25 protein-coding genes and 2 riboswitches are annotated in these 22,915 nt (G+C 47.4%); of the genes, 17 read left to right on the top strand and 8 right to left on the bottom strand.

Annotated features, from left to right (window positions below):
• Window positions 1–3: 3 nt before the first annotated feature.
• The 7 genes from RRU94_RS10390 (at window position 4) to RRU94_RS10420 (ending at window position 6,981) form a co-directional block, all read left to right on the top strand.
• Window positions 4–1,137, top strand: a complete 1,134-nt coding sequence (locus RRU94_RS10390; protein WP_315694146.1) for a glycosyltransferase — start codon at window positions 4–6, stop codon at window positions 1,135–1,137.
• A gap of 12 nt (window positions 1,138–1,149) precedes the next feature.
• Entirely contained in the window at window positions 1,150–2,322 is a 1,173-nt protein-coding gene (locus tag RRU94_RS10395) for a glycosyltransferase family 4 protein (RefSeq protein ID WP_315694148.1), read from the top strand.
• Window positions 2,319–2,942, top strand: coding sequence for a sugar transferase (locus RRU94_RS10400; RefSeq protein ID WP_315694149.1), 624 nt, complete (start codon window positions 2,319–2,321; stop codon window positions 2,940–2,942). The genes RRU94_RS10395 and RRU94_RS10400 overlap by 4 nt, the downstream gene beginning before the upstream one ends.
• Window positions 2,943–2,966: 24 nt before the next feature.
• Entirely contained in the window at window positions 2,967–4,055 is a 1,089-nt protein-coding gene (locus RRU94_RS10405) for a GNAT family N-acetyltransferase (protein WP_315694150.1), read from the top strand.
• A gap of 72 nt (window positions 4,056–4,127) precedes the next feature.
• On the top strand, window positions 4,128–5,108 hold the full coding sequence (locus tag RRU94_RS10410; protein WP_315694152.1) for a glucosamine inositolphosphorylceramide transferase family protein: 981 nt from the start codon (window positions 4,128–4,130) through the stop codon (window positions 5,106–5,108).
• 15 nt (window positions 5,109–5,123) lie between these two features.
• Window positions 5,124–5,894, top strand: coding sequence for a GNAT family N-acetyltransferase (locus RRU94_RS10415; RefSeq protein WP_315694154.1), 771 nt, complete (start codon window positions 5,124–5,126; stop codon window positions 5,892–5,894).
• A 22-nt stretch (window positions 5,895–5,916) separates the two neighbouring features.
• On the top strand, window positions 5,917–6,981 hold the full coding sequence (locus tag RRU94_RS10420) for a lipid II:glycine glycyltransferase FemX (RefSeq protein WP_315694155.1): 1,065 nt from the start codon (window positions 5,917–5,919) through the stop codon (window positions 6,979–6,981).
• Between the two features lie 78 nt (window positions 6,982–7,059).
• Here RRU94_RS10420 and RRU94_RS10425 read toward each other — a convergent pair whose 3' ends face one another.
• The 4 genes from RRU94_RS10425 to RRU94_RS10440 form a co-directional block, all read right to left on the bottom strand.
• Window positions 7,060–7,263, bottom strand: a complete 204-nt coding sequence (locus RRU94_RS10425) for a hypothetical protein (RefSeq protein WP_315694156.1) — start codon at window positions 7,261–7,263, stop codon at window positions 7,060–7,062.
• Between the two features lie 318 nt (window positions 7,264–7,581).
• Complete coding sequence (locus RRU94_RS10430) at window positions 7,582–8,139, bottom strand: YdcF family protein (protein WP_315695908.1); 558 nt, start codon at window positions 8,137–8,139, stop codon at window positions 7,582–7,584.
• 23 nt (window positions 8,140–8,162) lie between these two features.
• Complete coding sequence (locus RRU94_RS10435; RefSeq protein ID WP_315694157.1) at window positions 8,163–9,494, bottom strand: right-handed parallel beta-helix repeat-containing protein; 1,332 nt, start codon at window positions 9,492–9,494, stop codon at window positions 8,163–8,165.
• Between the two features lies 1 nt (window position 9,495).
• A complete protein-coding gene (locus tag RRU94_RS10440) occupies window positions 9,496–10,605 on the bottom strand; it encodes an acyltransferase family protein (RefSeq protein WP_315694158.1) in 1,110 nt (369 codons plus the stop codon).
• Between the two features lie 234 nt (window positions 10,606–10,839).
• Window positions 10,840–10,934: riboswitch (glycine riboswitch) on the top strand.
• A 150-nt stretch (window positions 10,935–11,084) separates the two neighbouring features.
• Between RRU94_RS10440 and gcvT the strand changes: the two genes are divergently transcribed.
• The 6 genes from gcvT (at window position 11,085) to RRU94_RS10470 (ending at window position 17,432) form a co-directional block, all read left to right on the top strand.
• On the top strand, window positions 11,085–12,182 hold the full coding sequence (gcvT, locus tag RRU94_RS10445) for a glycine cleavage system aminomethyltransferase GcvT (RefSeq protein ID WP_315694159.1): 1,098 nt from the start codon (window positions 11,085–11,087) through the stop codon (window positions 12,180–12,182).
• Entirely contained in the window at window positions 12,179–13,519 is a 1,341-nt protein-coding gene (gcvPA, locus tag RRU94_RS10450; RefSeq protein ID WP_315694161.1) for an aminomethyl-transferring glycine dehydrogenase subunit GcvPA, read from the top strand. Before gcvT ends, gcvPA begins: the two co-directional genes overlap by 4 nt.
• Window positions 13,516–14,982 (top strand): aminomethyl-transferring glycine dehydrogenase subunit GcvPB, encoded by a 1,467-nt coding sequence (gcvPB, locus tag RRU94_RS10455; protein ID WP_315694162.1) that lies wholly within the window; start codon window positions 13,516–13,518, stop codon window positions 14,980–14,982. Before gcvPA ends, gcvPB begins: the two co-directional genes overlap by 4 nt.
• Window positions 14,979–15,275, top strand: coding sequence for an iron-sulfur cluster assembly accessory protein (locus tag RRU94_RS10460; protein ID WP_315694163.1), 297 nt, complete (start codon window positions 14,979–14,981; stop codon window positions 15,273–15,275). The genes gcvPB and RRU94_RS10460 overlap by 4 nt, the downstream gene beginning before the upstream one ends.
• Before the next feature lie 520 nt (window positions 15,276–15,795).
• A complete protein-coding gene (locus RRU94_RS10465) occupies window positions 15,796–17,016 on the top strand; it encodes an ATP-grasp domain-containing protein (RefSeq protein ID WP_315694165.1) in 1,221 nt (406 codons plus the stop codon).
• Between the two features lie 281 nt (window positions 17,017–17,297).
• On the top strand, window positions 17,298–17,432 hold the full coding sequence (locus RRU94_RS10470) for an anti-repressor SinI family protein (protein ID WP_315694166.1): 135 nt from the start codon (window positions 17,298–17,300) through the stop codon (window positions 17,430–17,432).
• Here RRU94_RS10470 and RRU94_RS10475 read toward each other — a convergent pair.
• Both RRU94_RS10475 and RRU94_RS10480 read right to left on the bottom strand, forming a co-directional pair.
• Window positions 17,429–18,319, bottom strand: a complete 891-nt coding sequence (locus RRU94_RS10475) for an LCP family glycopolymer transferase (RefSeq protein ID WP_315694167.1) — start codon at window positions 18,317–18,319, stop codon at window positions 17,429–17,431. The genes RRU94_RS10470 and RRU94_RS10475 overlap by 4 nt on opposite strands.
• Entirely contained in the window at window positions 18,316–18,588 is a 273-nt protein-coding gene (locus RRU94_RS10480) for a helix-turn-helix domain-containing protein (RefSeq protein ID WP_315694168.1), read from the bottom strand. The genes RRU94_RS10475 and RRU94_RS10480 overlap by 4 nt, the downstream gene beginning before the upstream one ends.
• Before the next feature lie 410 nt (window positions 18,589–18,998).
• A riboswitch (cyclic di-GMP riboswitch) is annotated at window positions 18,999–19,084 on the top strand.
• Window positions 19,085–19,103: 19 nt separating this feature from the next.
• Here RRU94_RS10480 and RRU94_RS10485 point away from each other — a divergent pair.
• Window positions 19,104–19,244 (top strand): anti-repressor SinI family protein, encoded by a 141-nt coding sequence (locus RRU94_RS10485; RefSeq protein WP_315694169.1) that lies wholly within the window; start codon window positions 19,104–19,106, stop codon window positions 19,242–19,244.
• Between the two features lie 89 nt (window positions 19,245–19,333).
• On the opposite strand, the gene RRU94_RS10490 is transcribed toward RRU94_RS10485, so the two are convergent.
• Window positions 19,334–19,660, bottom strand: a complete 327-nt coding sequence (locus RRU94_RS10490) for a helix-turn-helix domain-containing protein (RefSeq protein WP_315694170.1) — start codon at window positions 19,658–19,660, stop codon at window positions 19,334–19,336.
• 204 nt (window positions 19,661–19,864) lie between these two features.
• On the opposite strand from RRU94_RS10490, the gene RRU94_RS10495 reads away from it, so the two are divergent.
• Window positions 19,865–20,368, top strand: a complete 504-nt coding sequence (locus RRU94_RS10495; RefSeq protein ID WP_315694171.1) for a VanZ family protein — start codon at window positions 19,865–19,867, stop codon at window positions 20,366–20,368.
• Window positions 20,369–20,381: 13 nt separating this feature from the next.
• Here RRU94_RS10495 and RRU94_RS10500 read toward each other — a convergent pair whose 3' ends face one another.
• A complete protein-coding gene (locus tag RRU94_RS10500) occupies window positions 20,382–21,008 on the bottom strand; it encodes a DUF975 family protein (protein ID WP_315694173.1) in 627 nt (208 codons plus the stop codon).
• Between the two features lie 148 nt (window positions 21,009–21,156).
• Here RRU94_RS10500 and RRU94_RS10505 point away from each other — a divergent pair, with 148 nt between their 5' ends.
• Window positions 21,157–22,482, top strand: a complete 1,326-nt coding sequence (locus RRU94_RS10505; RefSeq protein WP_315694175.1) for a M48 family metallopeptidase — start codon at window positions 21,157–21,159, stop codon at window positions 22,480–22,482.
• Entirely contained in the window at window positions 22,463–22,909 is a 447-nt protein-coding gene (locus RRU94_RS10510) for a YaiI/YqxD family protein (protein WP_315694177.1), read from the top strand. Before RRU94_RS10505 ends, RRU94_RS10510 begins: the two co-directional genes overlap by 20 nt.
• Window positions 22,910–22,915: the final 6 nt, after the last annotated feature.

The following is a 22,915-nucleotide window of genomic DNA, read 5'->3' on the forward strand; positions in this document are numbered from 1 at the left end:
CTAGTGGTGCCGATTCTGTTTTTAATTACCGGGTTAAACACCGGTGGTGCTGAAATGCAGGTATACCAAGTGATTAAAACGCTCCGTGCTCAAAAGCCCATTTACCGGCCGATTGTCGTTTCTCTTCTGCCGCCGGGCCAGGTAGGCCAAAAGCTTGAGCAGGAAAACATACCGGTCTATTCGCTTGAAATGGAACGGGGACGCCCAAGCATGATGGCAATTGTAAGGCTCAATCAGATTATCAAAAAAGAAAACATTCAGCTTATTCATTCACATATGTACCATGCCAATCTGCTCGGGCGGCTGATCAAATTTCTTCATCCTGACATCAAGCTTGTGAATACGATTCATAACATCCATATTGGCGGCCGAAATCGGGAGCGGATGCTGCGGCTGACCAACCGTCTGGCTGATTCCGTGACGATTATCAGCGAAACAGCGAGAACATATTTTGTTGAGTCAGGAACAGTCCGTCCTGAGAAGCTTTTGTTTTTGCCTAACGGAGTCAATACGAAGCTTTATCAGGAGAAGCCGGGTGCAGGAGAAGCGATCAAACGGGAGCTGCAGCTGCCGGACACAGCGTTTACCTGGCTTGCGGTCGGGCGGTTTGATGAGCAGAAAAACTATCCCAATCTTCTTCAAGCATTTCAGCGTGTTGTACAAAAGGAGCCGGATACTGTGCTGCTGATTGCCGGTGTGGGCCCGCTTTTAGATCAAACGAAGAAGCTGGCTGCTGATCTCGGACTCTCAAGCCGGGTGCGCTTTCTCGGCTACCGGACAGATATCCCCGATATGATGAGTGCCGCAGACGCGTACGTGATGTCGTCAGATTGGGAAGGGATGCCGCTTGTGCTTCAGGAAGCATCATCAGTCGGACTGCCGATTGTCTGCACGGATGTCGGCGGAAACAAAGAAGTTGTCATTGAAGGGGAAACCGGTTTTATCGTTCAGCCTAAAAGTTCTTTTGCTCTGGCAGAAGGCATGCTCCGTCTTCTTCGGATGGACCCGGAAAGCCGGACACAAATGGGGGAGGCAGGAAAAGACTATATGCAGTCTACTTTTGAAATGGACCGGGTTGCTGAAAAATGGCATGCCCTGTATAAACAGGTGCTTGAGCCGCAAATACAGATTGTATAAGGGGGACAGCGTATGAGGGAGCAATCAGTTCGGCCAAAGGCAGCATTCGTTGCCTCTGTTTACCGGCACTTGGCTGCATTTCATATTCCATACATGAAATGGTTCCAGCTGAATGGATTTGATGTACATGCCTATGCTCTTCCGGATCACGGGAAAGAAGAAGTGGAACGGATCGGGGTTGTTTGTCACGATATTCCTTTTCAGCGGTCTCCATTTCAAGCGGATAACCTCCGGGCATTGAAACAGCTGACGGACAGCTTTCAAGAAGAAAGCTTTCAAGTGGTGCACGTTCATACGCCGGTAGCGAGCGTATTGGGGCGCATCGCCGCAAAGCGAAGCAGCGTTCCGACGGTTTTGTATACAGCCCACGGCTTCCACTTTTTTAAAGGCGCTCCGCTGAAAAACTGGCTGACCTTTTACCCGGTGGAACGGATCATGGCGAAATACACCGATTACCTGATTACAATGAACGACGAGGATTTCACCCGGGCCAAGCGTTTTCCTGTTAAACAGGAAGTGCTGTTTGTAAAAGGAGTCGGTGTGGATCGAAGCGGATTCAGCAGCCAAAGTGAACAGCGCCGGCAGGAAACAAGAGGGAAGCTCGGCATTAGTGATGACGGCTTTGTCATTGCCTGCGTGGCAGAACTGAGCGCGCGAAAAAACCAGGTGCAGCTTCTTGAAGCACTTCATCAGCTGAACACGAGTGTACCCGTTACATGCCTGCTTGTCGGGAATGGAGAGGCGGAGGAAGACCTGAAAGCCATCGTTAAACGAGACGGTCTTTCGGAGAGAGTACAGTTTCTGGGCTTCCGGAAGGATATACCGGAACTGATTGAAGCAGCCGATGCCATTACGCTTTTATCAAAGCAGGAAGGCCTGCCGCGTGCCCTAATGGAAGGACTTGCGGCTGGAAAACCGATCATCACGACCAATGTAAGGGGGAACCGTGATTTAGTGATCCACGGGGAAAACGGGTATGTGGTCGAGCTTGGCAATGTAAAGGAAACGGTATGGGCGCTGGAGCAGCTGATCAGCCGGCCGGATGAGCGGAAAAAGATGGGGATGAAAAGCCGTGAGCTGTCCTGCCAATATGATGAGGCGTTTATTTTAAAAGAAATGTCACACCTTTACGAAAAAGCGACGCAGCGTGTGGCGTATGGGGTTGGACAGGAGGAGATCGGATGATTCAGCTTGCAGTAAAAAGAGGCCTGGACACGCTGGTTGCTCTAACGGCTTTAATCATGCTGTCTGGTGTCCTGTGTTTAATCAGTCTTGCGATCAAATTAGATTCAAAAGGGCCGGTTTTATTTAAGCAGGAACGGCTGGGCAAAGACGGGCGCGTTTTTTTGATTTACAAGTTTAGAACCATGATTGTAGGAGCGGAAAGCAAAGGAAGAGGGATCTTTCAAAGTGAAAACGATGATCGTATCACCAAGGTAGGCCGGCTGCTGCGAAAAACGAGCCTTGATGAGTTGCCGCAGCTGTTTAATATTTTAAAAGGCGAAATGAGCTTTATCGGTCCGCGGCCGCCGCTGACGTACTACCCGTATCCGGCTGACGGCTATTCGGATGAACAGAAAATCCGCTTCCGCTTTTTGCCTGGCATGACAGGATACGCCCAGGTGATGGGGCGGAATTCATTAAGATGGGAGGAAAAAATCCACTACGACGTAGATTACGTGGACAATTACAGCCTTGGACTGGATTTGAAAATATTCATTTTAACGATTTATAAAATCGTCCAACAAGAGCATGTGCATCATCCGGAGACGTCAGATTTAAAACAGGCCGACGAAAAAGTGTAACAGCAGAAAAAAGGAGGCATCTTTATGATCGAGGAAACAACCGCCTACGAGCTGCTGAGCAGCAGGGAAGGGGACAGGTGGAACAGACTTGTAGAGTCATGCGAATCATATGATGTATTTTCTCTGGCAGATTACCTGGCGCTTTATGAACAGCGCGGCGAAGGAAGTGCACGGCTGTTTGTTTACGAGGAAAGCAGCAATCGCTACGTGCTGTACCCGTTTCTGCTCCGGGATATTCCGGAGCGAGTAGGCGGGGAAACATATTTTGATATTATCACCCCTTACGGATACGGGGGGCCTCTTTATTCCGGCCGGGCTGCCAAAAACGATTTGGCCTTTAACAGGCGCTTCCGGGAAACATTCAGCCGCTATTGCCGGTTGGAAGGCATCGTGAGCGAATTTATCCGATTTCATCCCTATCAGGACAATGAGCAGGCAATTCAGGACCACATGGTTGTGTCAGACGTGGGGGACATTGTCTACAATAACCTGCTTTTGCCCGAAGAAGACATTTGGGCCGATACCGCTCCAAGCAAAAAAAGGCGTATTAAGAAAAGTAAAAAAAATGGGGTCGCCGTCCAGTTTACAGAGGGAACAGACGTTACAGCAGCAGATATCGAAATGTTTCACACGATGTATACAGAAACGATGGATAAAAAACATGCATCACCTTTTTATTACTTTCCACTTCCCTTTTTAAACAATTATTTTCAAGCGCTCGCGCCCTATATTACTCTGGCATGGTCCATCCATGACGGTCAGCCCGTTGCTGCGAATCTTATTTTGAAGACGGGGGAATTTGCAACCATCCATTTGAGTGCGTCTGTAAAAGAGCATCTGCCGCTTTGCCCGAACTGCCGCCTGCGCTATGCATGCATTCTTTGGGCGAAAGAAAATGGATTTACGGTGCTGGACCACGGAGGAGGAAAAGAAAAAGGGGATTCCCTATTTGCTTATAAAAGGCAATTTTCAAAGAATCTGCTTACGTACAAAACAGGTAAAAAAATTCATTTAACAGATATATACGAATCACTGGCCAGCCGGCTGCCCGGCCGACTTGAAAGGGAGAGGGCAGACTTTTTTCCGGAGTATCGTAAAGCCGCCTTACATTAGGGGGCGAGCTAAGAAAAAGTAACGGAGCTGAAAGGACCCACAACATTCACTGTACGGAAAGGGGAATGATCTATGTTTTTAGTGAAGAAAAAACCAATGCTGACAGCGGGAAGCCTTTTGATTGCCTCAAGTGTAATGGCGGGTTTCGCTTATAACAAAAAATATTCACCGGCGATTTGGTCGATTCATGTATCGAAGACGGACGTTCCCATCACCCGGCTGGATCAGGCGGCTGACTTCCAGACGCCGGCTTTGACGCCGGAAGACGTAACGGATGTACCAGCGGTTTTTGTTGCAGATCCGTTTTTAATGCAGGACGAAAACGGCTATTGCTTATTTTTTGAAGTGATGAACGGCGAAACGGAACGGGGAGAAATCGGGCTGGCGACAAGCGAGGACGGAGAAACATGGGTGTATGACCGAATTGTTTTGAAAGAAGATGTTCATCTTTCTTATCCGCACGTGATTAAGCAGGGAGACGACTATTATATGATTCCGGAGTCGGTGGAGGCAGAAGGAATCTATCTTTATAAAGCTGCTTCTTTTCCGCATGAATGGCAGCAGGTGAAAAAGCTGGTCAGTGGTGACTATACAGATGCTTCTCTTTTCCAGTACAACCACAAATGGTGGATGTATGCCGCCGGGCTTGACAATAAAACGCTTTATTTGTTTTGGGCGGATGAGCTTGAGGGAGAATGGAGGCCGCACCCGAAAAGCCCGCTTATCAAAAATGACAAAAGCAATTCAAGACCAGCGGGGCGTGTGGTGATCGAAGACGGCCGCATATACCGGTATGCGCAGGACGACGGCCCGTATTATGGACATTCGATTAAAGGCTTTGAGGTTACACACCTTTCTGAAGCAGGCTACGAGGAAAAAGAGATTGGTGTTCTTCTAAAAGGAAGCGGCATTGAAGGAGACTGGCGGCAGGACGGCATGCACCATATTGATCATCTCAAGCTTGCCGGGGGAGGATGGCTGGCTGCCGTAGACGGCCATCGGTTCAATCATCAAAATTATATTCTTTGGAAGGTTAAGAGCATGTTTCGTTAAAAGGAGGCGAAGGCAATGAAGGAGCGCGATGTAATGCTTATGCCTGTGCGAAGCGAGGATGTGCCCCTGGTGGCTAAATGGACAGAGGAATGGCTTGGCACTGCTCATCCGCTGGCCTATTCATTAACGATTTTTTCAAGTCCCGGCTACACGGACTTTCTACAGAACCAGCTGAAGAGCGAGCAGAAGACGGCAGGCTCTACGCATCTGATCGGCGCTTATGACGGGGGTCAGATGCTCGGCTTTATTGAACTGAGGCAGGCACCGGACCAGCTTTTTATTAATAATTTTTGTGTGAAAAAAGAAGCGCGCGGCCGGCAAATCGGTGAGCGGCTGCTTCAGTACACAGAACAGCTTGCAAAGAGCGTCGGCGCTTCAACGGTTGGTTTGGACTGTTTTGTATGGAACGGGCGGGCGCTCGATAAATACGCTGAATCTGGATTCCGCGAAACGAGCCGCGTGCACTGGTACACAAGACAAAACGAGTGGGGAAGCCAGACGCCGGTAGAGTTTGAGATAAAGAACGGGCAGGAAGCGGATGCCCATCAGCATGCCTTCGGTTTTTCGAGGCTTCATGTGCAGACAGAAAAAGGGGTCATGGCTGTAAACCGTTTAAAAGACAGCTATTTTCGTTTATCGATTCATGAAAAAAATCCAGAATACTTCAACATTCTTTCACAGCTGGACCAGAGCCGTACACTCTTTTTAATTGGTTCAGAAGAAGCGGCAGAAAAGGGATGGAACAAAGCCAGTGAAAGTGTAAGGTTCGAAAAAAAGATCGGCTAAAATCATTAAATGAGGTGAAGGAATGGTATTCAAAGTATTGGGCATTTCGGAAAAAGATGAGTGGCAGGCATATATGGCAAAACTTCCGCGGGCGGATATTTATTTTACAGCGGAGTACTGTCAAATTTACGAGAATAATGGAGAAGGAAAGGCGCAGCTGTTTGTGTATGAAGACGGGGATGCATGCATTTGTTATCCGTATTTGCTTCGGGAAATTGACAGCTGGATGCTTGGCCCGGATGAGCAAGGCACGCTTTATGATATTACGACGCCTTATGGGTACGGAGGGCCGCTGTCCAATATTCAAGATGAACAGGAACGGAAAATACATTATGAAATTTTTCAGCAGTTGTTTGGTGAATACTGCAAATCGCACAATATTGTTGCGGAATTTGTCCGGTTTCATCCTCTGATCCATAACGAACGGGATTATCAAAGTGTTTCTCCTATTTTAAACCGGAACACTGTCAGCCTGACGCTGCAGGAAGATGAAGCAGCACTGATGGACAGCCTGCGAAACAAAGGGCGCAACCGGGTAAAGTATGCGATGAAGCAAGGGTTACAAGTAACGCAGGAAGGGCTGGATCACCTCGGATGGTTTGCTGAAAACTATGCGAAAACGATGGAGAAAAATCAGGCTGACAGCTATTATTACTTTAATGAGTCATTTTTCCGCGATACGATAGAGCTGCTTGAAGGCAATATCACCACGTTTGCCGTCCGTTATGAAGGTGAAGTGATTGCCTCGTGCATGTTTATGCATTATAACGATTACGTTTCTTATCATTTAACAGGTTCGAAGCAGGAATATCTGCACCTGGCACCGTCAAATCTGCTTGTCTGGCACGCAGCCGCCTGGTTCGGCAAGCTCGGCTATAAGTCGCTTCACCTTGGCGGAGGATACCGGGATGATGATGATCTGCTTCGCTTTAAGCGCAACTTTACAAAAAATCCGCTGCTTGACTTTTATATTGGAAAGAAAATTCATATTCCCGAGCAATATGAGCGGCTGACAAAAGGAATAGACATAGCCGGAGACTTTTTCCCGCTGTACCGCCATCCTGCCGTTCAGAAAATAAGCGTATAAAAAACGGCGCCTTCTGGGCGCCGTTTCAGTGTGTAGACAAATAAAGTTTATTGCTAAAGGATTTCTTTTGTTTCTTTTTTATGCAAGGCGTGCAGGCGGATGGGATGAGAGCCGATAAGGCGGCGGATACGCGGCTTCGCTTTCCATGGGGCAGGCGCTGAGCCCGTCTTTGCCGCCGTGCGGCCCAGCCGGTCTCAGCCGGCCCGCTAGTCCCATAGGAGTCTTCGCCGCACACCCGCCGCCTGTGCGGTTGAACAAGGCTGCACAGTTTAATGGATACACTTGCCCTATCACCAAAGCGGTAGAAGCGTATGTAGAAATGCCCTCTTTGCTGATTTTTCGAAACAAATGGGGAAGCCGGCCGGACGAAGACTCCTGCGGGATGCACAGTGAATCGGGAGACCCCGCAGGCGCGTGCGCTGAGGAGGCTCCCGCACTGCCCGCGGAAAGCGAAGTCCGGCCGGCTTCCCTTATCGGCTCTTTTAAGAAGCGATGTTTCTCGAAAAGTCTCCTGTCCGTTTTTGGCGGTGAAAACTTTCATAAAAAAAGACTGACGACTTTGTCGACAGTCTCAAACGGCACCTTATGGGCGCCGTTTTTTCAGTAAAGGATATAGTAGCCGGCAAGTTTGGCATATTCTTTCCAAACCATCCGCTTGCTTTCCTCATCATTCCACCAGTCTGACAGAGTATAACGAGAAGGGGTAGGAGCGTAAGAAAGAGAGATATCGCTGTCTCGAAAAACCTTTTCAAAAATAAATTTGGTCCGGCGCATATGGTAATCACTTGTGACAATAATAGCGGAAGTGCTGCCGCGGTGCTGGAGAAGTTCTTTCGTATAAGTAGCGTTTGTATAGGTGCTGTGAGCCTGTTCCTCGGCAATCACATGTTCTTCTGGGACACCAAGTGCCGCTGCTTCTTGTACAGTAAATGTGCCAGTATTGGCCCGTGATAGAACAATATCATCTCCGTAGCCGTCTTTCCACAGCCGGACGCCTGCTGCGATCCGTTCCGTTCCCGGGCTGAGAACGACAATGGCATCGGAACGCTTCGGTTTTTCTTCTACCGTTAAAAAAGAGCCGGCTTTCCATAAAAAAGCGGCAAGAAGGCCGGCTCCAAAGAGTAAGAAGCCGGCCCAAAGCCATCTTTTTTGAACCATTCCTTTCACTAGAAATTCCTCCTTTAATCGTCCCCATTTCTTTTTACGGTATTGCCGCTTACGTCTGAAGAACCAACGGCTTTTAAGTCAAGGCCGGTACTTTTGTTGTTTGTAATCTCGTTATCTTTGATGGACGCGTCCGTGACGTCTGCCACTGACACACCGTACTCGCCGTTTTGCTTCACTTTGTTCGATTCAACAGTGATGCCGCTTTGGTCATTCAGGCCGCCCCAAATCGAAATGCCCGTTTTCTTGTTATAGCGGACCACATTTTTAACAAGCTCGTTTTGTCCAACATGGTTCATTAAAGAAATGCCCTCTGTTTTGTTTTTCTGAATGGTATTGCCGCTAATCCGATTGGCGGTAGAAAAGTTGATAAAAATACCGACTTTGTTTTCAGTAATCGTGTTGTTGACTACCTCGTTATCATGCGCCTTGCCGACATCCTGGCTGCCGCCGATATAAACGCCGCCTTCTTTGTTATGCGTAATTTTATTTTTTTCGGCCCTATTGCCGCTCGCATAAACGAATGCAAGACCGTATCCATCATTGTTTGACAGGGTATTGCCTGTTAAAAGAACATCTTCGAGCGGCAGGTCAAATGGCGGATCACGCTCTAAGTCAATGCCTGCTGCCGGTTCGGTGCCATTTGTTTTGGAAAACGTACTGTTCTTAACAGTAATATCTTTTCCGGCTGTAATCGACAAGCCCTGCCGCCGATTGTTATGGCCCGTTACCCGGTCGATTGTAATGCGGACGGGATAAGTGCCCCGGCTGGCGTCTCCTTCGATAATAAATCCGTCGCCCCAGAAATCTTTCGCTGTTACGTTAGAGATACGCACATTATAGGAACTTCCTGCAATAAATACACCGTGGCCAAATTCCCCTTCAGTGTCTTCGTGTTCATACCGGTCGCCAATCAGCGTGCCGCCTTTAATGGTAATGTCATGCTGATTGTAAATGGTGAAAACACGGTAAATCGGAGAGCTGTTTGGAATGCTTTGCAGGGCAGCCCGCTTATCGAGCCGGATGTCCGACCCGCTTGGTATAACTAAAGAGCCGGTTTCAGGGTCTGTATTAATGTGAAAAGTACCCGCCGGGATTCGGACAATTCCTTTTCCATCGCCTGCCTCATCAATTGCAGCTTGAATAGCTTCTGTGTCATCTTTTCCATCATCCGGTATGGCGCCGAAATCCGTCACATGAATGTCAGGCAAAGACGAATCCGGCGGATTTTCCTCGATTTGAAGAATGACGCCGATCAGAAAAAACAGGAGAGCAGTCACACTTCCGAAAAAAAGAACCAGCGGCAGCAGTCCATTTTTGGTATATCTGAGAGAGGACATCTGCCACATATCAGTTCACTTTCACCGATGGTGCATCGAGTTTTTTTGCAGACGCCGATGCCGGCTGCTTTTGGCGGATGCCGACTTTTCCAACCATATAAGCGCCAAATGGCAGTTTGTTAAACAAGTAAATCGTGCCGGCACACAGGCCGATGCAGGTGAAAAACAGTCCCGGAACAGTGACAGCTGGCGGAAGTTCTTCCCATGCAAAGGATAGAGCCGCAAAAACAGCCAGGTAAAACGGATGAAACAAATAAATGCCAAACGAATATTGGCTTACCCAGGTAAAAAAGCTGGGAATCCGCTTGAGCAGCATAGCGTGAGAATAAAGAAAGAGAATCATGCTGACGGTGAAAAGCAGCATGTCCACCCGCTTAGACGATACAATCGGCATAATGCCGGCGTGGTAAAGCGAAATAGACAGCGTGCCGCTTGCGATAACGGCTGCGGTTGTCCAGTGGCGGAAGCGGGCGAGCAAAGCGGTGAACGATTCGATATAGCAGCCGCTGTAAAAAGCGAGCGTAAAGTAAAAGACCCAGCCTAAAAACGGAACCCAGTAGTATTGCCACCATATATAGTCGGCGAATGGAATGTTAAGCGGCGGCACAAAATTGAAAAACGATAAGTAGGCGGCGTTTACGAGAAACGAACCGATGAGCATTTTTTTAGGAGACGCTTTTTTTAAGTATGAATGGAATAATAGGTGAAGTGCATAAAATTGAAAGATAATTAAAATAAAATAGCCATGGAAATCACCGAGCAGCAGATGGCGCCACGTATAAGTGAAAAACGCTTCCCCGAAGCCGGAACCCGTTCCCGTCTGCTGGAATGCTTTAGAGGCCGCGTAAAAAATACCGAAGAAGATGTAAGGCAAAAAGATGTAGAGAATCCGGCTGCGCCAGAACGAGGTCATCGGACGGCTGCGGTAGGAGTACGCGATAATAAATTCCGAAATAAACACAAAAGCGGGCGTACCAAAAGTGAGCAGGACACTAAAGCCATTTACAGCTTCGCTGCTGTCAAGATACACCCGGTCTAATACGTGCAGCAAAAGAATGCTGAGGCAGGCTATGCTCCGCAGCAAAAACATTTCGTTTACAAGCGTTCGGTTTTGTTTCACAGTCATCCCTCCTATATAATTCGCTCATTCTTGTTGGAGAACAAATTGTTCGTTATAGAGAATTTTACTATGATGAAGGGGAAAAGTAAAGTTCTTTCAAATGGGAGAAGCAGCTTCTTTATTCAAGGTTGTCAACTAAATGCTGATCAAATCTGACGATATTGATTTTTCAGAAAATACTTGTAAAAGGTGTTTTGATTCATTAAGATGGAAGTGTCAAATGAATATACGCGGATGACGGCTGAGGGAGAGTGCATACATGCCGCCGACGGAGCAAGTTTCAAAAGCCTTGAAACGAATCTCTCAGGTACAAGGACCTCAATCGGACGCAGCTCTGGAGAGAGCATGGCGCATAGTCATGCCACCAAAGGGGAAAATCCAGATTGGATTAAGCTCTCAGGTAAACGGACAGAGAAAAGGATCACACCTTTTCTCTGTCTTTTTTTTGGACCAAAACGATCAACGGGGGTGCTTGCAGGATGGAATGGAAGAAAACACCGCTTTTTGCTGAATACGAAAAGTACGGCGCCAAAGTCATTGATTTCGGCGGCTGGGCACTGCCAGTGCAGTTTTCAGGTATATTGGCCGAGCATAAGGCGGTAAGAAACCATGCCGGGCTGTTCGATGTATCGCACATGGGAGAAGTGCTTGTAGAAGGCCGAGGAGCGGAAAAGTACTTAAACCGCCTTCTCACCAATGATGTGACACTGCTTCAGGCAGGAGGCGCCCAATATACCGCCATGTGCTATGAAGACGGCGGCACAGTCGATGATTTGCTTGTGTATAAAAAGTCAGATGAAGCTTTTATGCTTGTAATAAACGCCGCCAATATCGAGAAAGACATCCAGTGGATGAAGCAGCATCTCGCAGAAGAAGTGACCATCACCAATCTATCAGATAAAACGGCGCTTTTGGCTTTGCAGGGGCCTGCTGCAGCCCAAATGCTTCAGCCGCTTGCGGACACGGATCTTTCCGCTATCCGCCCGTTTCGTTTTGTAGACTCCGCTTCTGTAGGCGGTGTGGAAGGCGTGCTTATCTCCCGCACCGGCTACACAGGGGAAGACGGGTTTGAATTGTACGTGCCGGCGGAAGGAGCCGTTTCCCTCTGGCAGCGGCTGGCCGGGGAAGGGATTCCTTTATGCGGCCTTGGTGCGCGGGATACGCTGCGCTTAGAAGCACGGCTTCCGCTTTATGGCCAGGAGCTGACAAAAGAAATCAGCCCGCTTGAAGCAGGCATCGGCTTTGCTGTTAAAACAGCGAAAGAAGCGGCATTCATCGGACAGGAAGCGTTGAAAAAACAAAAAGAAACGGGACTTTCGCGCAAAACTGTCGGGATTGAAATGATCGACCGGGGCATCCCGAGAACCGGGTATCGCATTTTATCTGAAATGGGCGAGCCAATAGGGGTTGTTACATCCGGGACCCATTCGCCAACGCTCCAAAAGCCGATTGGCCTCGCACTTGTTCAAACAGATTTCTCAGGTGTTGGCACGAAATTTTTCGTAGAGATCCGCGGGAAAAAAGCAGAAGCCATCGTTGTCCAAACGCCATTTTATAAAAGGGAGAGAAACGTATGACGTCCACATTCCGCTACTTGCCTGATACAGACCAGGACCGAAAAGAGATGCTGTCGTTTTTAAATGTTTCATCTATAGACGAACTGTTTTCTGATATGCCAGCGTCCATCAGCCTTGACGGGGAGCTTGCCATTCCGGATGCACTGCCGGAGCCGGCTCTATGGAAAAAAATGAAAAACATGGCGCGCCAAAATATAGAGCTGCCTTTGTTTCTGGGAGCTGGCACCTATGATCATTACATTCCGAGTGTGGTCGGCCATATGATCTCCCGTTCGGAATTTTACACTGCATACACGCCCTACCAGCCGGAAATTTCCCAGGGTGAGCTGCAGGCTATTTTTGAATTTCAAACAATGGTGTGTGAGCTGACAGGAATGGATGTAGCCAATTCATCATTGTATGACGGCTTTACCGCTCTTGCAGAAGCCGCATCGCTCGCAGTCGGGCATACGAAAAGAGGGAAAGTGGTTGTGTCCCGCGCTGTTCATCCGGAATCACGTGCTATTTTGCAAACGGTGGCAGCCGGTCCGGGTTATGTGGTGGAGGAAGCCGCCCTCTCCAAAGATATAACGGATCTTGATGCGCTGGGCAAACAAGTGGATAGTGACACAGCTGCGGTCATTGTACAATATCCAAACTTTTTCGGATCTATTGAAGATTTACAGGAAGTAAAAAGAATCGCAAAAGCGCACGGTGCCCTTCTGATTGTAAGTGCCAACCCGCTGGCACTTGGCCTGCTCCAGTCGCCGGGCCGGCTTGGGGCCGATATTGTCGTCGGTGATATGCAGCCGCTTGGCATTCCAATGGCGTTCGGTGGACCGCATTGCGGCTACTTTGCCGTTACAAAGCCATTGATGCGCAAAGTGCCGGGCCGGATCGTCGGCCAGACAACCGATGAAGACGGAAACCGGGGCTTTGTCCTGACACTTCAGGCTCGCGAGCAGCATATCCGCCGTGAAAAAGCGATGTCTAACATTTGCTCGAACCAGGCGCTGAACGCGCTGGCCTCGGCTGTTTGTATGGCAGCCCTTGGCAAAAACGGCCTGCGGGAGATGGCCGTCTTGAATCTGGAAAAGGCCGATTATGCCTGTAAGCTGCTTCGGCAAAAAGGCTTTTCCATACTTAATCAGTCACCCTTTTTCAATGAATTTGTCGTCCAGCTGCCGAAGCCCGTTGCGGACGTTCAAGACGCGCTGATTGACGCAGGATTTATCGGCGGCTTTGATTTAGGGCCAGACTATGGAGAACCGAATGGGATGCTGGTCGCAGTGACCGAGCAGCGGACAAAGGAAGAGATTGAGGCATTTATGCATGCGCTGGAGGGGATTGTACAATGACCACCTACACAGATCTTATTTTTGAAATCAGCCGACCAGGACGCATCGGCTGCAGCCTGCCGGAACGCGATGTTGATGCGGTAAACCTATCGGAGAAGCTGCCCGCACATCTTATCCGCGGGGAAGCACCGGAACTGCCGGAAGTATCAGAACTGCAGCTGGTTCGCCATTACACGGCCCTGTCGAATAAGAACCATGGTGTGGACAACGGATTTTATCCGCTGGGCTCCTGTACGATGAAATACAATCCGAAAATCAACGAAGATGTAGCAAAGCTTGACGGGTTCAGCCGCATTCATCCATACCAGCCGGAAGCAACTGTGCAGGGAGCTCTTGAGCTTTTGTATGAGCTGCAGGAGGATCTGTCAGTGATCACCGGCATGGATGCTGTCACGCTCCAGCCGTCTGCCGGTGCCCAGGGCGAATGGGCCGGACTGATGATGGTAAAAGCGTACCATAAGCAAAGAGGAGAAAAGCGGACGAAGGTGCTTGTACCGGATTCTGCTCACGGCACGAACCCGGCCAGCGCAACGGTTGCCGGCTTCCGTACGGTGACCATTCCGTCTAACGAACATGGCCTTGTCGATGTGGAAGAGCTGAAAAAGTATGTGGATGATGACACGGCAGCTCTGATGCTCACGAACCCGAACACACTTGGCTTGTTTGAAAAGGACATTGTCGAAATTGCCCGTGTGATTCACGAAGCGGGCGGCCTGCTTTATTATGACGGAGCCAATGCAAATGCGATTTTAGGCAAGACGACGCCCGGGAAAATGGGATTCGATATCGTACACTTAAATCTTCATAAAACCTTTACGACACCGCACGGCGGAGGAGGCCCGGGTGCAGGCCCGGTCGGCGTAAAGAAAAAGCTTATTCCTTTCCTCCCGGTACCGCGTCTGGAGAAAAGAAATGGCCGCTTCCTGTTGAATAGGAAGGAGCCGCTGTCCATTGGGCGGGTGAAAGGTTATTATGGCAACTTCGGCATCCTAGTGCGTGCTTATGCGTATATTCGGACGATGGGGCCTGATGGGCTGCGCCAGGTATCGGAAAGTGCGGTGCTGCATGCAAACTACTTGCGCAAAAAGCTGGAACCATACTTTGTGTCGCCGTACGAGCAGGTCAGCAAGCACGAGTTTGTCCTATCGGGTTCCAAGCAGAAAAAGCTCGGTGTCCGGACACTCGATATAGCGAAACGGCTGCTTGATTTCGGCTATCATCCGCCGACCATTTATTTCCCGCTTAATGTAGAGGAATGCTTGATGATTGAACCGACTGAAACAGAATCAAAAGAAACGCTGGATGCTTTTGCGGACGTGATGATCCGCATTGCCCGTGAGGTAGAAGAAGATCCGGAAACGGTACTGAATGCGCCGCATACAACGGTTATCGGCCGGCTTGATGAAGTAAAAGCAGCCCGGAAACCGGTCGTCCGCTACGAACGGGAAGCAGTTCAGTCATGAACATTGTGCTGACGGATGCCGCCCGCCGGCAGCTGCTCGCTTCTTCACCGGCTGAAGGACATGTGCCAAGAATTGATGCGGAGATGTCTGGCGGATGCGGCGTCTCCGTCCGCTTTTCTCTTGTCTGGGAGGAACCGCGGCGCGGGGATACGATTGTCCCGCTTGGCGATGATTTGTTTCTACATCTGGACCGCTTTACAGAAAGATATTTAGAAGAACAGACTTTAGTAGATTACAGCGAGACGGACGGATTTATTTTTGGAGATAGATTTGATTCAAGCTGTACAACATAAGAGATGGTATAAGCCATCTTTCAATGTGTAGACAAAATCTTTCGCTTTTAAAAAAGAGCCGATAAGTGAAGCCTGCCGGACTTCGCGCATCCTAAGGCAGTGCGGGAGCCTCCTCGGCGGCGCCTGCGGGGTCTCCCGACTCACTGTACTTCCCGCAGGAGTCTTCGTCCGGCAGGCTTCACTAAGTGGTGTTGCAGATCCATAAGCAAGAACTGAATAGACATTTTCTCTTTTTTATACAGAAAGATACGACCTTATTCGTTCTGTACCATCTTGTCGGACGCCGCCGATCTACCCCATTCATGTGCACGGTCATCCATATAATTTGTCTACAGCCTGCAGAGATGGCACAGGCCATCTCTTTTTTTATACCAATTACAGAATGTCAGATTGCTAGTCTTGCTGCGGATGCCCGGTTGTTTGTAGGTCTATCTTCCTCTTTTTTATTTTTTGAGATTGAAAACGCTTTCCAATGGATATATATATGTAGTTAACATCCTTATGAAAGAAGGTGGCTTTAATGGGGGAAAGAGCATGGCCGTTTCATTCATTTACAAGCGTTATTCAACCGAAGCAAAGTTCAGAAGATATTTACGGAAAAGAATATGTCTATTCGCCGAAACTGTTTTCGCATGATTATGAGCACTTTGGCGGTGATTTGCTTAGTTTAGAAGCGTTAACTGGAAGAGAATTGAGCGTGGCTGGAGAAATGCCCGTCATTTGCCATGAAGGTGCTGTAACCCCTGGAGCCGTCCGTCTGCTTGAAAAAGCAGGACTGAGGCTGCCATCTGTTCGTTATACGTATCGTAATGATCAAGAATATGTATCTATTTTAAATAAACTATCTTTACAAGGAAAAAAAGTCATTTTCCAATATCCACATCCTCCAGAGGACGCCCCTGCTTCTCTTTACTGGGTAGATCCATCTATTATTGCATACTTAAGCGATAAACGAAGTATTCCGGCACTTGTACCAGCCGAGCATGTTCCGCCAAGACGGATGGTCAGCTTAGAAGAGCTGCTAGAGGATACCCCTCCTATGCCATTTGTCTTGAAAACAGGAGATGGACGCCCAACTTCCGGCGGCTGCGGTGTGCTTTTAATTGAAGAAAAGCAGCAGCTTTACGAGATTAGTGAAGACTTTGGGGATTTATCTACGATTATCTTGGAAGAATTCATTGATTATGACCGTAATTTCGGTTTTCATTACGTGGCCGACCAGGACGGACGTGTGCGTTTTTTAGGCAAATCTGAGCAGGTGGTCAATGAGGATAACTGCTTCCGTGGCAGCTGGGTCAGCACAAACGCTGAGCCGTTCGAGCGTGTGGTGGAAGCAGGTCTTCGGGTAATGGAAAACATTGCGGCAACAGGCTACGTCGGAGTTGCCGGCTTTGATGTGTTGATGCGCGGCGATGATTTTTATTTTATTGATTTAAATGTCCGTTTCAACGCTTCTTCTTGCGCCCTTATGCTGCATGAAGAGGTGTTGAATGTGTATGGGAAACCGACGATTCGTTTGTCTTCTCTGGAATGGGATGGACCATTTAATGAAGGGCTTGCTGTCGTGGAAAAATACATGGATCTTGAACAATTTGTGCCGCTCAGCCTGCTTGATGCCGCTTATGTAGAAGGAGCTGTCGGGTCCTCTAAAGTTATTGGCCTTGTTATGGGCCGTGATGAAAGAGAAGTAGAATCGATTTTAATGCATATGGAAAAAGACCGTTTAACAAGAAGGGAATAAAGAAAAGGGCTGCCTCCTGGAGGCAGCCCTTTCTGCATCACCGCAAAATCTTTCAGCCTGTCAGGCTATTACCTGTGCACATTATTTTTCTAGTAAATGGTCAAATGGTCGGAATAAGAAAGGAAACGCCCTCATATACTACTTTATAGATTTCTACGGCAGGAAGAATGATTGCTTTGTTAAAGGGAGATCATACGCTTCTCTGAAAAGAACATGTACCTAAACAAAAAGATTATTTTTGAAAGAAATAGAAGAAAGGGTGCAAGGGAGGGGGCAGAAGGATGGCATGGAAAACGGACATTGATCCAGAATGGATTGAACTAATGCAGCAGGCAAGAGAGCTTGGTTTGGAGCTTGAAGAGGTAAGGTGGTTTTTATTGTATCAGGGGCAGGAAGAAAGGGAAATCTCTGTTTAATGGAGATTTCCCTTTTTTAAAGGTGTTTCATCTGTCATACCTAAATGCTGGTGAAATAGAGCAGACAGACGCTGCTGTTCTTCCTTGCTTATAGAATAAAAATAGGTGCCATCGATATTTTTACCTGTACCCTCTATTGAAAGAACCTTTATATCCGCGCGAGCTTCTTTATAATTTTTTTGCAAGTAGATAAGGCTCGAAGCCATTAAATTGGTTTGTACGTGATTTCGTACGGCGGATAGAATATCATCGAAGTGCTCAAGCTCCACCGCTTTATCAAGCAACGCCCGCATGACCGCCTGCTGCCTTTTTTGCCGGCCGAAATCCCCATTTGGATCTTCATAGCGCATGCGCACGTATTTCAGCGCGTCGTCTCCGTGTAACACCACGCTTCCTTTAGGAAAAGCTTTTCCGTCTGATTCGAAAGCAAACTCGTTGTAGATTGTGACACCGCCAATTTGGTCAATGAGTTCTGTGAAGCCCTGCATGTTTACCTTAATAAAATAATCAACGGGTACATTTAAAAATTCTTCAACGGTTTTGACCGTTAGGGCTGTGCCTCCGTAGCTGTAGGCATGATTGATTTTTGTTTGGCCGGAGTGTCCGGGGATCGCTGTACGGGTGTCACGTGGAATGCTGAGCAGCTGAATCGATTTCTCGGATACAGAAGCTAAAACGATTGTATCGGTTCGCCCGCGATCTCCCTCCCGTTCGTCAGTTCCAAGAAGAAGGATGGTAAAGCTCTCTTTCTTTTTTAATGAAACGGCTTCTGCCCGCTTTTCTGATGGGGGGAGCGGAACAGACTGTAGTGTTTGCCGGGCAGTAAATACACCTATGAGCAGAAAGGAAGCGAGAAGAACAAAAAAAGAAAGAAGAAGTTTTTTCATAAACGCCCTCCTTTGCGCTGCTGAAGCAGCCGCCGGATACGTAGAAATTCCTCGGCACCCATTTCTGGTTGTTTGGATTCCTCCAGCAATTCTTCCATTTTTATATCCAGTGCTTGAGCCAGCTTGTTTATAACGGAAATAGGGGGATCGCTCTCTTTTTGTGTTTCAAGTACAGACAAATATGCTTTGGAAACGAAGGCCTTTTGAGCCAGCTCGTCAAGGGTCAGCTTTTTTCTAAGTCTTAGTTCTTTTATACGAACACCAATCATTTTTGCTTCCTCCCTAAAATGATATTATGTTCATTATAAAGAACAAAAAAAGATTATTAATCAGACTAAAGAATCATTATGTTCTTTATTAAGAATTAAATAACTTCCAGCTACTCATTCAGCTTATATTCATGTTATATTTTTACTGGAATTGTTCTTTTTAGTGAACAGAGTGAGGTGAATAGGATTTTTCTGCTCTGCGTATAAAAGTACTTTCATGCTGTAATGTTGTTATAAAGTGTTTATTCATTCTTGTTTTTCAAAAAGATTTATAGGGCAGCAGGTTTAGACATACTAAAAAGAGGAAAAAAGAAAAGACGGGGTTTAAGTTGTGGGTAAAAAGATTTGTATCAGAAAAATATTTTAAAAATTCAGATAAAATGTTACAATCGATGTACACGAATAATCATAGGAGACAAAGGCAAACTTATCGAGAGGTAAGGACGCAAAGTTACAGATCCTAAAGCAATTTTGCTCGGATGGCTGTGCTGCCGGATGCGGGAGGAGAAGCTTTCATGGAAAGGCTTGATATTCGTACCAATGTAGAAGATGAATGGATTGGTCTAATGTGGGAGGCAAAACAATTGGGCTTATCAATTCAAGAAATTCGTGAATTTCTACAAGCGGCACAGCAACAGGATACTAGAGAAAGTTAACACATACAAACCCAGACCCGCACATATGATAAAAGCAGCTGCTCTATAAAGAGTCAGCTGCTTTTTTTTATCGGACAAGCAAACGCATATTAGTTGATTTTCTGCCATTTTCGAAACGCAAGAAACTCTTTGAACTGCTCCTTGCTAACACCGGATTGCATGGCTTCTTGGGCCAGCGCTCTCCATTCTTCGTTTAGTTCTTCTTCAATTGGCAGGCTGTGATGGTTGATTAGCTGGTGAACTGACACGTCAAGCTCTTTGGCTATTTTTTGCAAAATCCCAATCGACGGGTTTGTTTGGATCCCCCGTTCAACAGATGAAATATAAGATGTTGTGATGCCACAGCGGCTGGCCAGTTCAGTTAAAGATAATTCTTTTTTTAAACGAAAGAAGCGAATGCTCTCGCCAATCGACATGTGTATCTCCTGCCTTCTTTCATGTTTTTAAGTTTGATCTGTATAGAAAATGAATACAGAATCAGTTGCTAAATTCATTTTACCATATATGGATATAATTGTATAATCAGTCAGGTTATAGTTAGACATTTCTTTCCTACTCATGTATTCTATTCATTTATCAATGGTTTCCACAGCTGGACATGTTCACAACGAGGTGGTTTAGTGAAAAAAGTAATGCGTGTTGCCATTTTAATTGTGATTGGCGCTATTATTTTTAATTTTTCATCCCAGACCTATGAGGAGCAGTCGCTCGTACCATTGCTTGAACGGCTGCTTCCGGGAGAGCCGTTTGCCGGGATTCTTGCGCCTATCGAAGTATCATACTGGGGAACTCCTATTTCTATTGAAACGAAAGGGTATTATTACTTTCTTGAATTTTTTATTCGGAAATTTGCACACCTTTTCTTGTTTGGCTGCTTAGCCGCGGCGCTGTTTCATGTACTGGCGCTGGCCCGTCCAAGACGAATTTGGCCCGTGTTCTGCCTGTCTCTTGTCGGAACTGCTTTGTACGCGCTGCTCGATGAGTATCATCAGCTGTTAACAGGAGGACGGACGCCGATGTTAAAAGATGTAGGGCTTGATATGGTCGGCGCGTTCTTTGCGCTTGTTTTATCAGCATTTTTTTATAAAATCCGAAAACAAAAAGAAAAAAACCGGCTCCCTTAACGGAGCCGGTTTTTTAAAATGAACTTTTTTCCTCATACTCTGCACGGAGCGTATTGTAAAAGTGAGCATATGTGACGCTCATGTAAGGGGCAATCCACAAAAAGCCGATAAAAAGTGTGACAACTCCGAGTAAAATCCAGCCGATAAAGGAAAGGCCAAGGACCAATGCTTCGGCTTTATGGCCATCCATCATCCGGCGTGATTTTGTGATTGCCTGAAGAGGAGACAATCCCGGTTCATCACGCAAAATATAATAGGTCAGCAGGTAAGAAAAAGATTTAATAATGCCAGGCACAATGAATAGAAGAGTCCATAAAAATAGGAACAGACCTTGAAGAATCGCAACGAGAATGCTTTTGCCAAACATCGTTTTGTATGGCTCAATTAAATGCCCGAAGCCGATTTTTTTGCCCCGTGATACATCCACCCATGCCCATACCAGGCCAATGGAAACAGGAAGGAGAAGAACAGAAAGCAAAAGGATTAACGGATCTTTCCATGTAAACTCATACTCGTCAGGATTTAAGACCAGATCAGGCGCACTGAACAAAAGAGTAGCTACTACAAAAAGACCTATCGCTATCAGCCAGTTCCCGCGAAGAGAGTCACGTGCTTTTGCCCTTAATTTACTGTAATACATTGAGATTCCACCTTTCTTCTTTTCCTACGTACAACCATGCAAAAAGTTTCACGTTGTTTGAAAAATAAGCCATTTTTTCATCTTGACCCTTGTAAAAATGTGTCGTATGTTGGAAAGCATGAAAGAAAAATCAAAAGGAGAATGTGGATTGGAAAATCGAAATTTAGTGTATCCGAAAGAAACTCTTTACTTTATTATATGCTGCCTGGTGAGTATAGGATTTTATGTGGCATTATTTTTTTCACTCATCCTCATCCCGATTGCGGCCGGCTTGTTTTTGCTGTCTTTATTTTTTCATGCTGTGATGATCGGTTCTATTCGTGGGAATGGCGTAAAAGTAAGCAAAGAGCAATTTCCCGACGTATACGAGCAAATTGATGCACTGTCGCTTGAGATGCGGCTGCCAAGAACTCCGGATGTGTATATTATCCAGTCGGAAGGAGCGTTAAATGCCTTTGCCACACGCTTTTTCGGCCGGGATGTCGTTGTTCTTTATTCAGAAGTGTTTGAATTGGCCCGCCAGCAGGGAGAAAAAGAGCTGGACTTTATCATTGCACATGAGCTGGCTCATATTAAACGGCGCCATTTGTGGAAAAGCTGGCTGACCCTGCCGGCTGCGTGGGTTCCCTTTTTAAGCAATGCCTACTCGCGTGCAGCGGAATATACGTGTGACCGCTACGCTGCTCATTTTATTGAAGACGGTGAAGCTGCCAAGCGCGCTTTAACGATTTTAGGCGTTGGAAAAATACTGTACACTGAAGTAAATGAAGAAGCGTACGTGAAACAAATCAAACAGGAAACAAATCCATTCGTCTGGCTGGCCGAGAAGCTTTCCACGCACCCGGCACTGCCGAAGCGAATCCAGCAGGTCGGCCAGTTTTTGCGCCTGCCGACAGCAACCGATTACCGTACCCCAAAAGGAAAAATTATTGTGGGTGCTGGTGTGCTTACAGCTGCCAGTATTGCTTTAGCGGCTGGAGGAGCGTATGCGGTTGAGAAAATCGATACATCCAGCTGGTTTTCCGACCTGGCAGAAGAAGCCCTTATGGAAGAAGACCTAGCAGCGGAAGAAGAAGTGACGGGCGAGACGGATGTGATGCTTGCAGCTCTGTCAGGGGATACCTCTTCTCTCGAGCGCCTGATCGACGAAGGAGCGGACATTCATGCGTTAAACAGTAACGGCGAAACAGCGCTTCATTATGCAACTGGCAACGGACAGCTTGAGACGGCTGAAATGCTTTTAAAAGCAGGAGCAGACCCGAACCTAGAAGATGATGCAGCCTATACACCGCTTTGGAATGCCTATGAAATGGGGAATCCGGACATGGCCCGCCTGCTGATCCGATATGGAGCAGATCCGAACCAGGAAGACATGTATGGAGACACAGTGCGGGAAGTAGCGGAAAGTGATGGGGACGACGTCTTTTTAACAATCTTTGACGAGGAGAAGCCGGATGCCAGCCTTGTTAATTGATGCAGACGGCTGTCCAGTTGTAGACCGGGCCTGCCAGGCAGCAAATGAATATGGCCTGCCGGTTGTGCTGATTTGCGACACCTCTCACGAAATGACCCGGCCTGGCGCAGAAACGATCATCGTTTCAAAGGGAGCAGACGCCGTTGATTTTGTGCTTGTGAACCGGGTTCAAAAGGGAGATGTGGTTGTCACACAGGATTATGGCCTGGCTGCCATGGTGCTGGCCCGCCAAGGATACGCGATCGACCAGAACGGCCGTGAATATACGCCGGAGAACATCGATCAGCTTTTGCTCAGCCGCCATACAGCGAAAAAAATCCGTCAGGCGGGCGGACGGTTAAAAGGTCCTTCGAAAAGACAGGAAAAAGACAATGAACGCTTTTCGAACGGACTAGCCGTTCTTCTCCATCGTATTATGAATAAATAAAAAGCA

Source organism: Domibacillus sp. DTU_2020_1001157_1_SI_ALB_TIR_016 (genome assembly GCF_032341995.1).
Classification (GTDB): domain Bacteria; phylum Bacillota; class Bacilli; order Bacillales; family Domibacillaceae; genus Domibacillus; species Domibacillus indicus_A.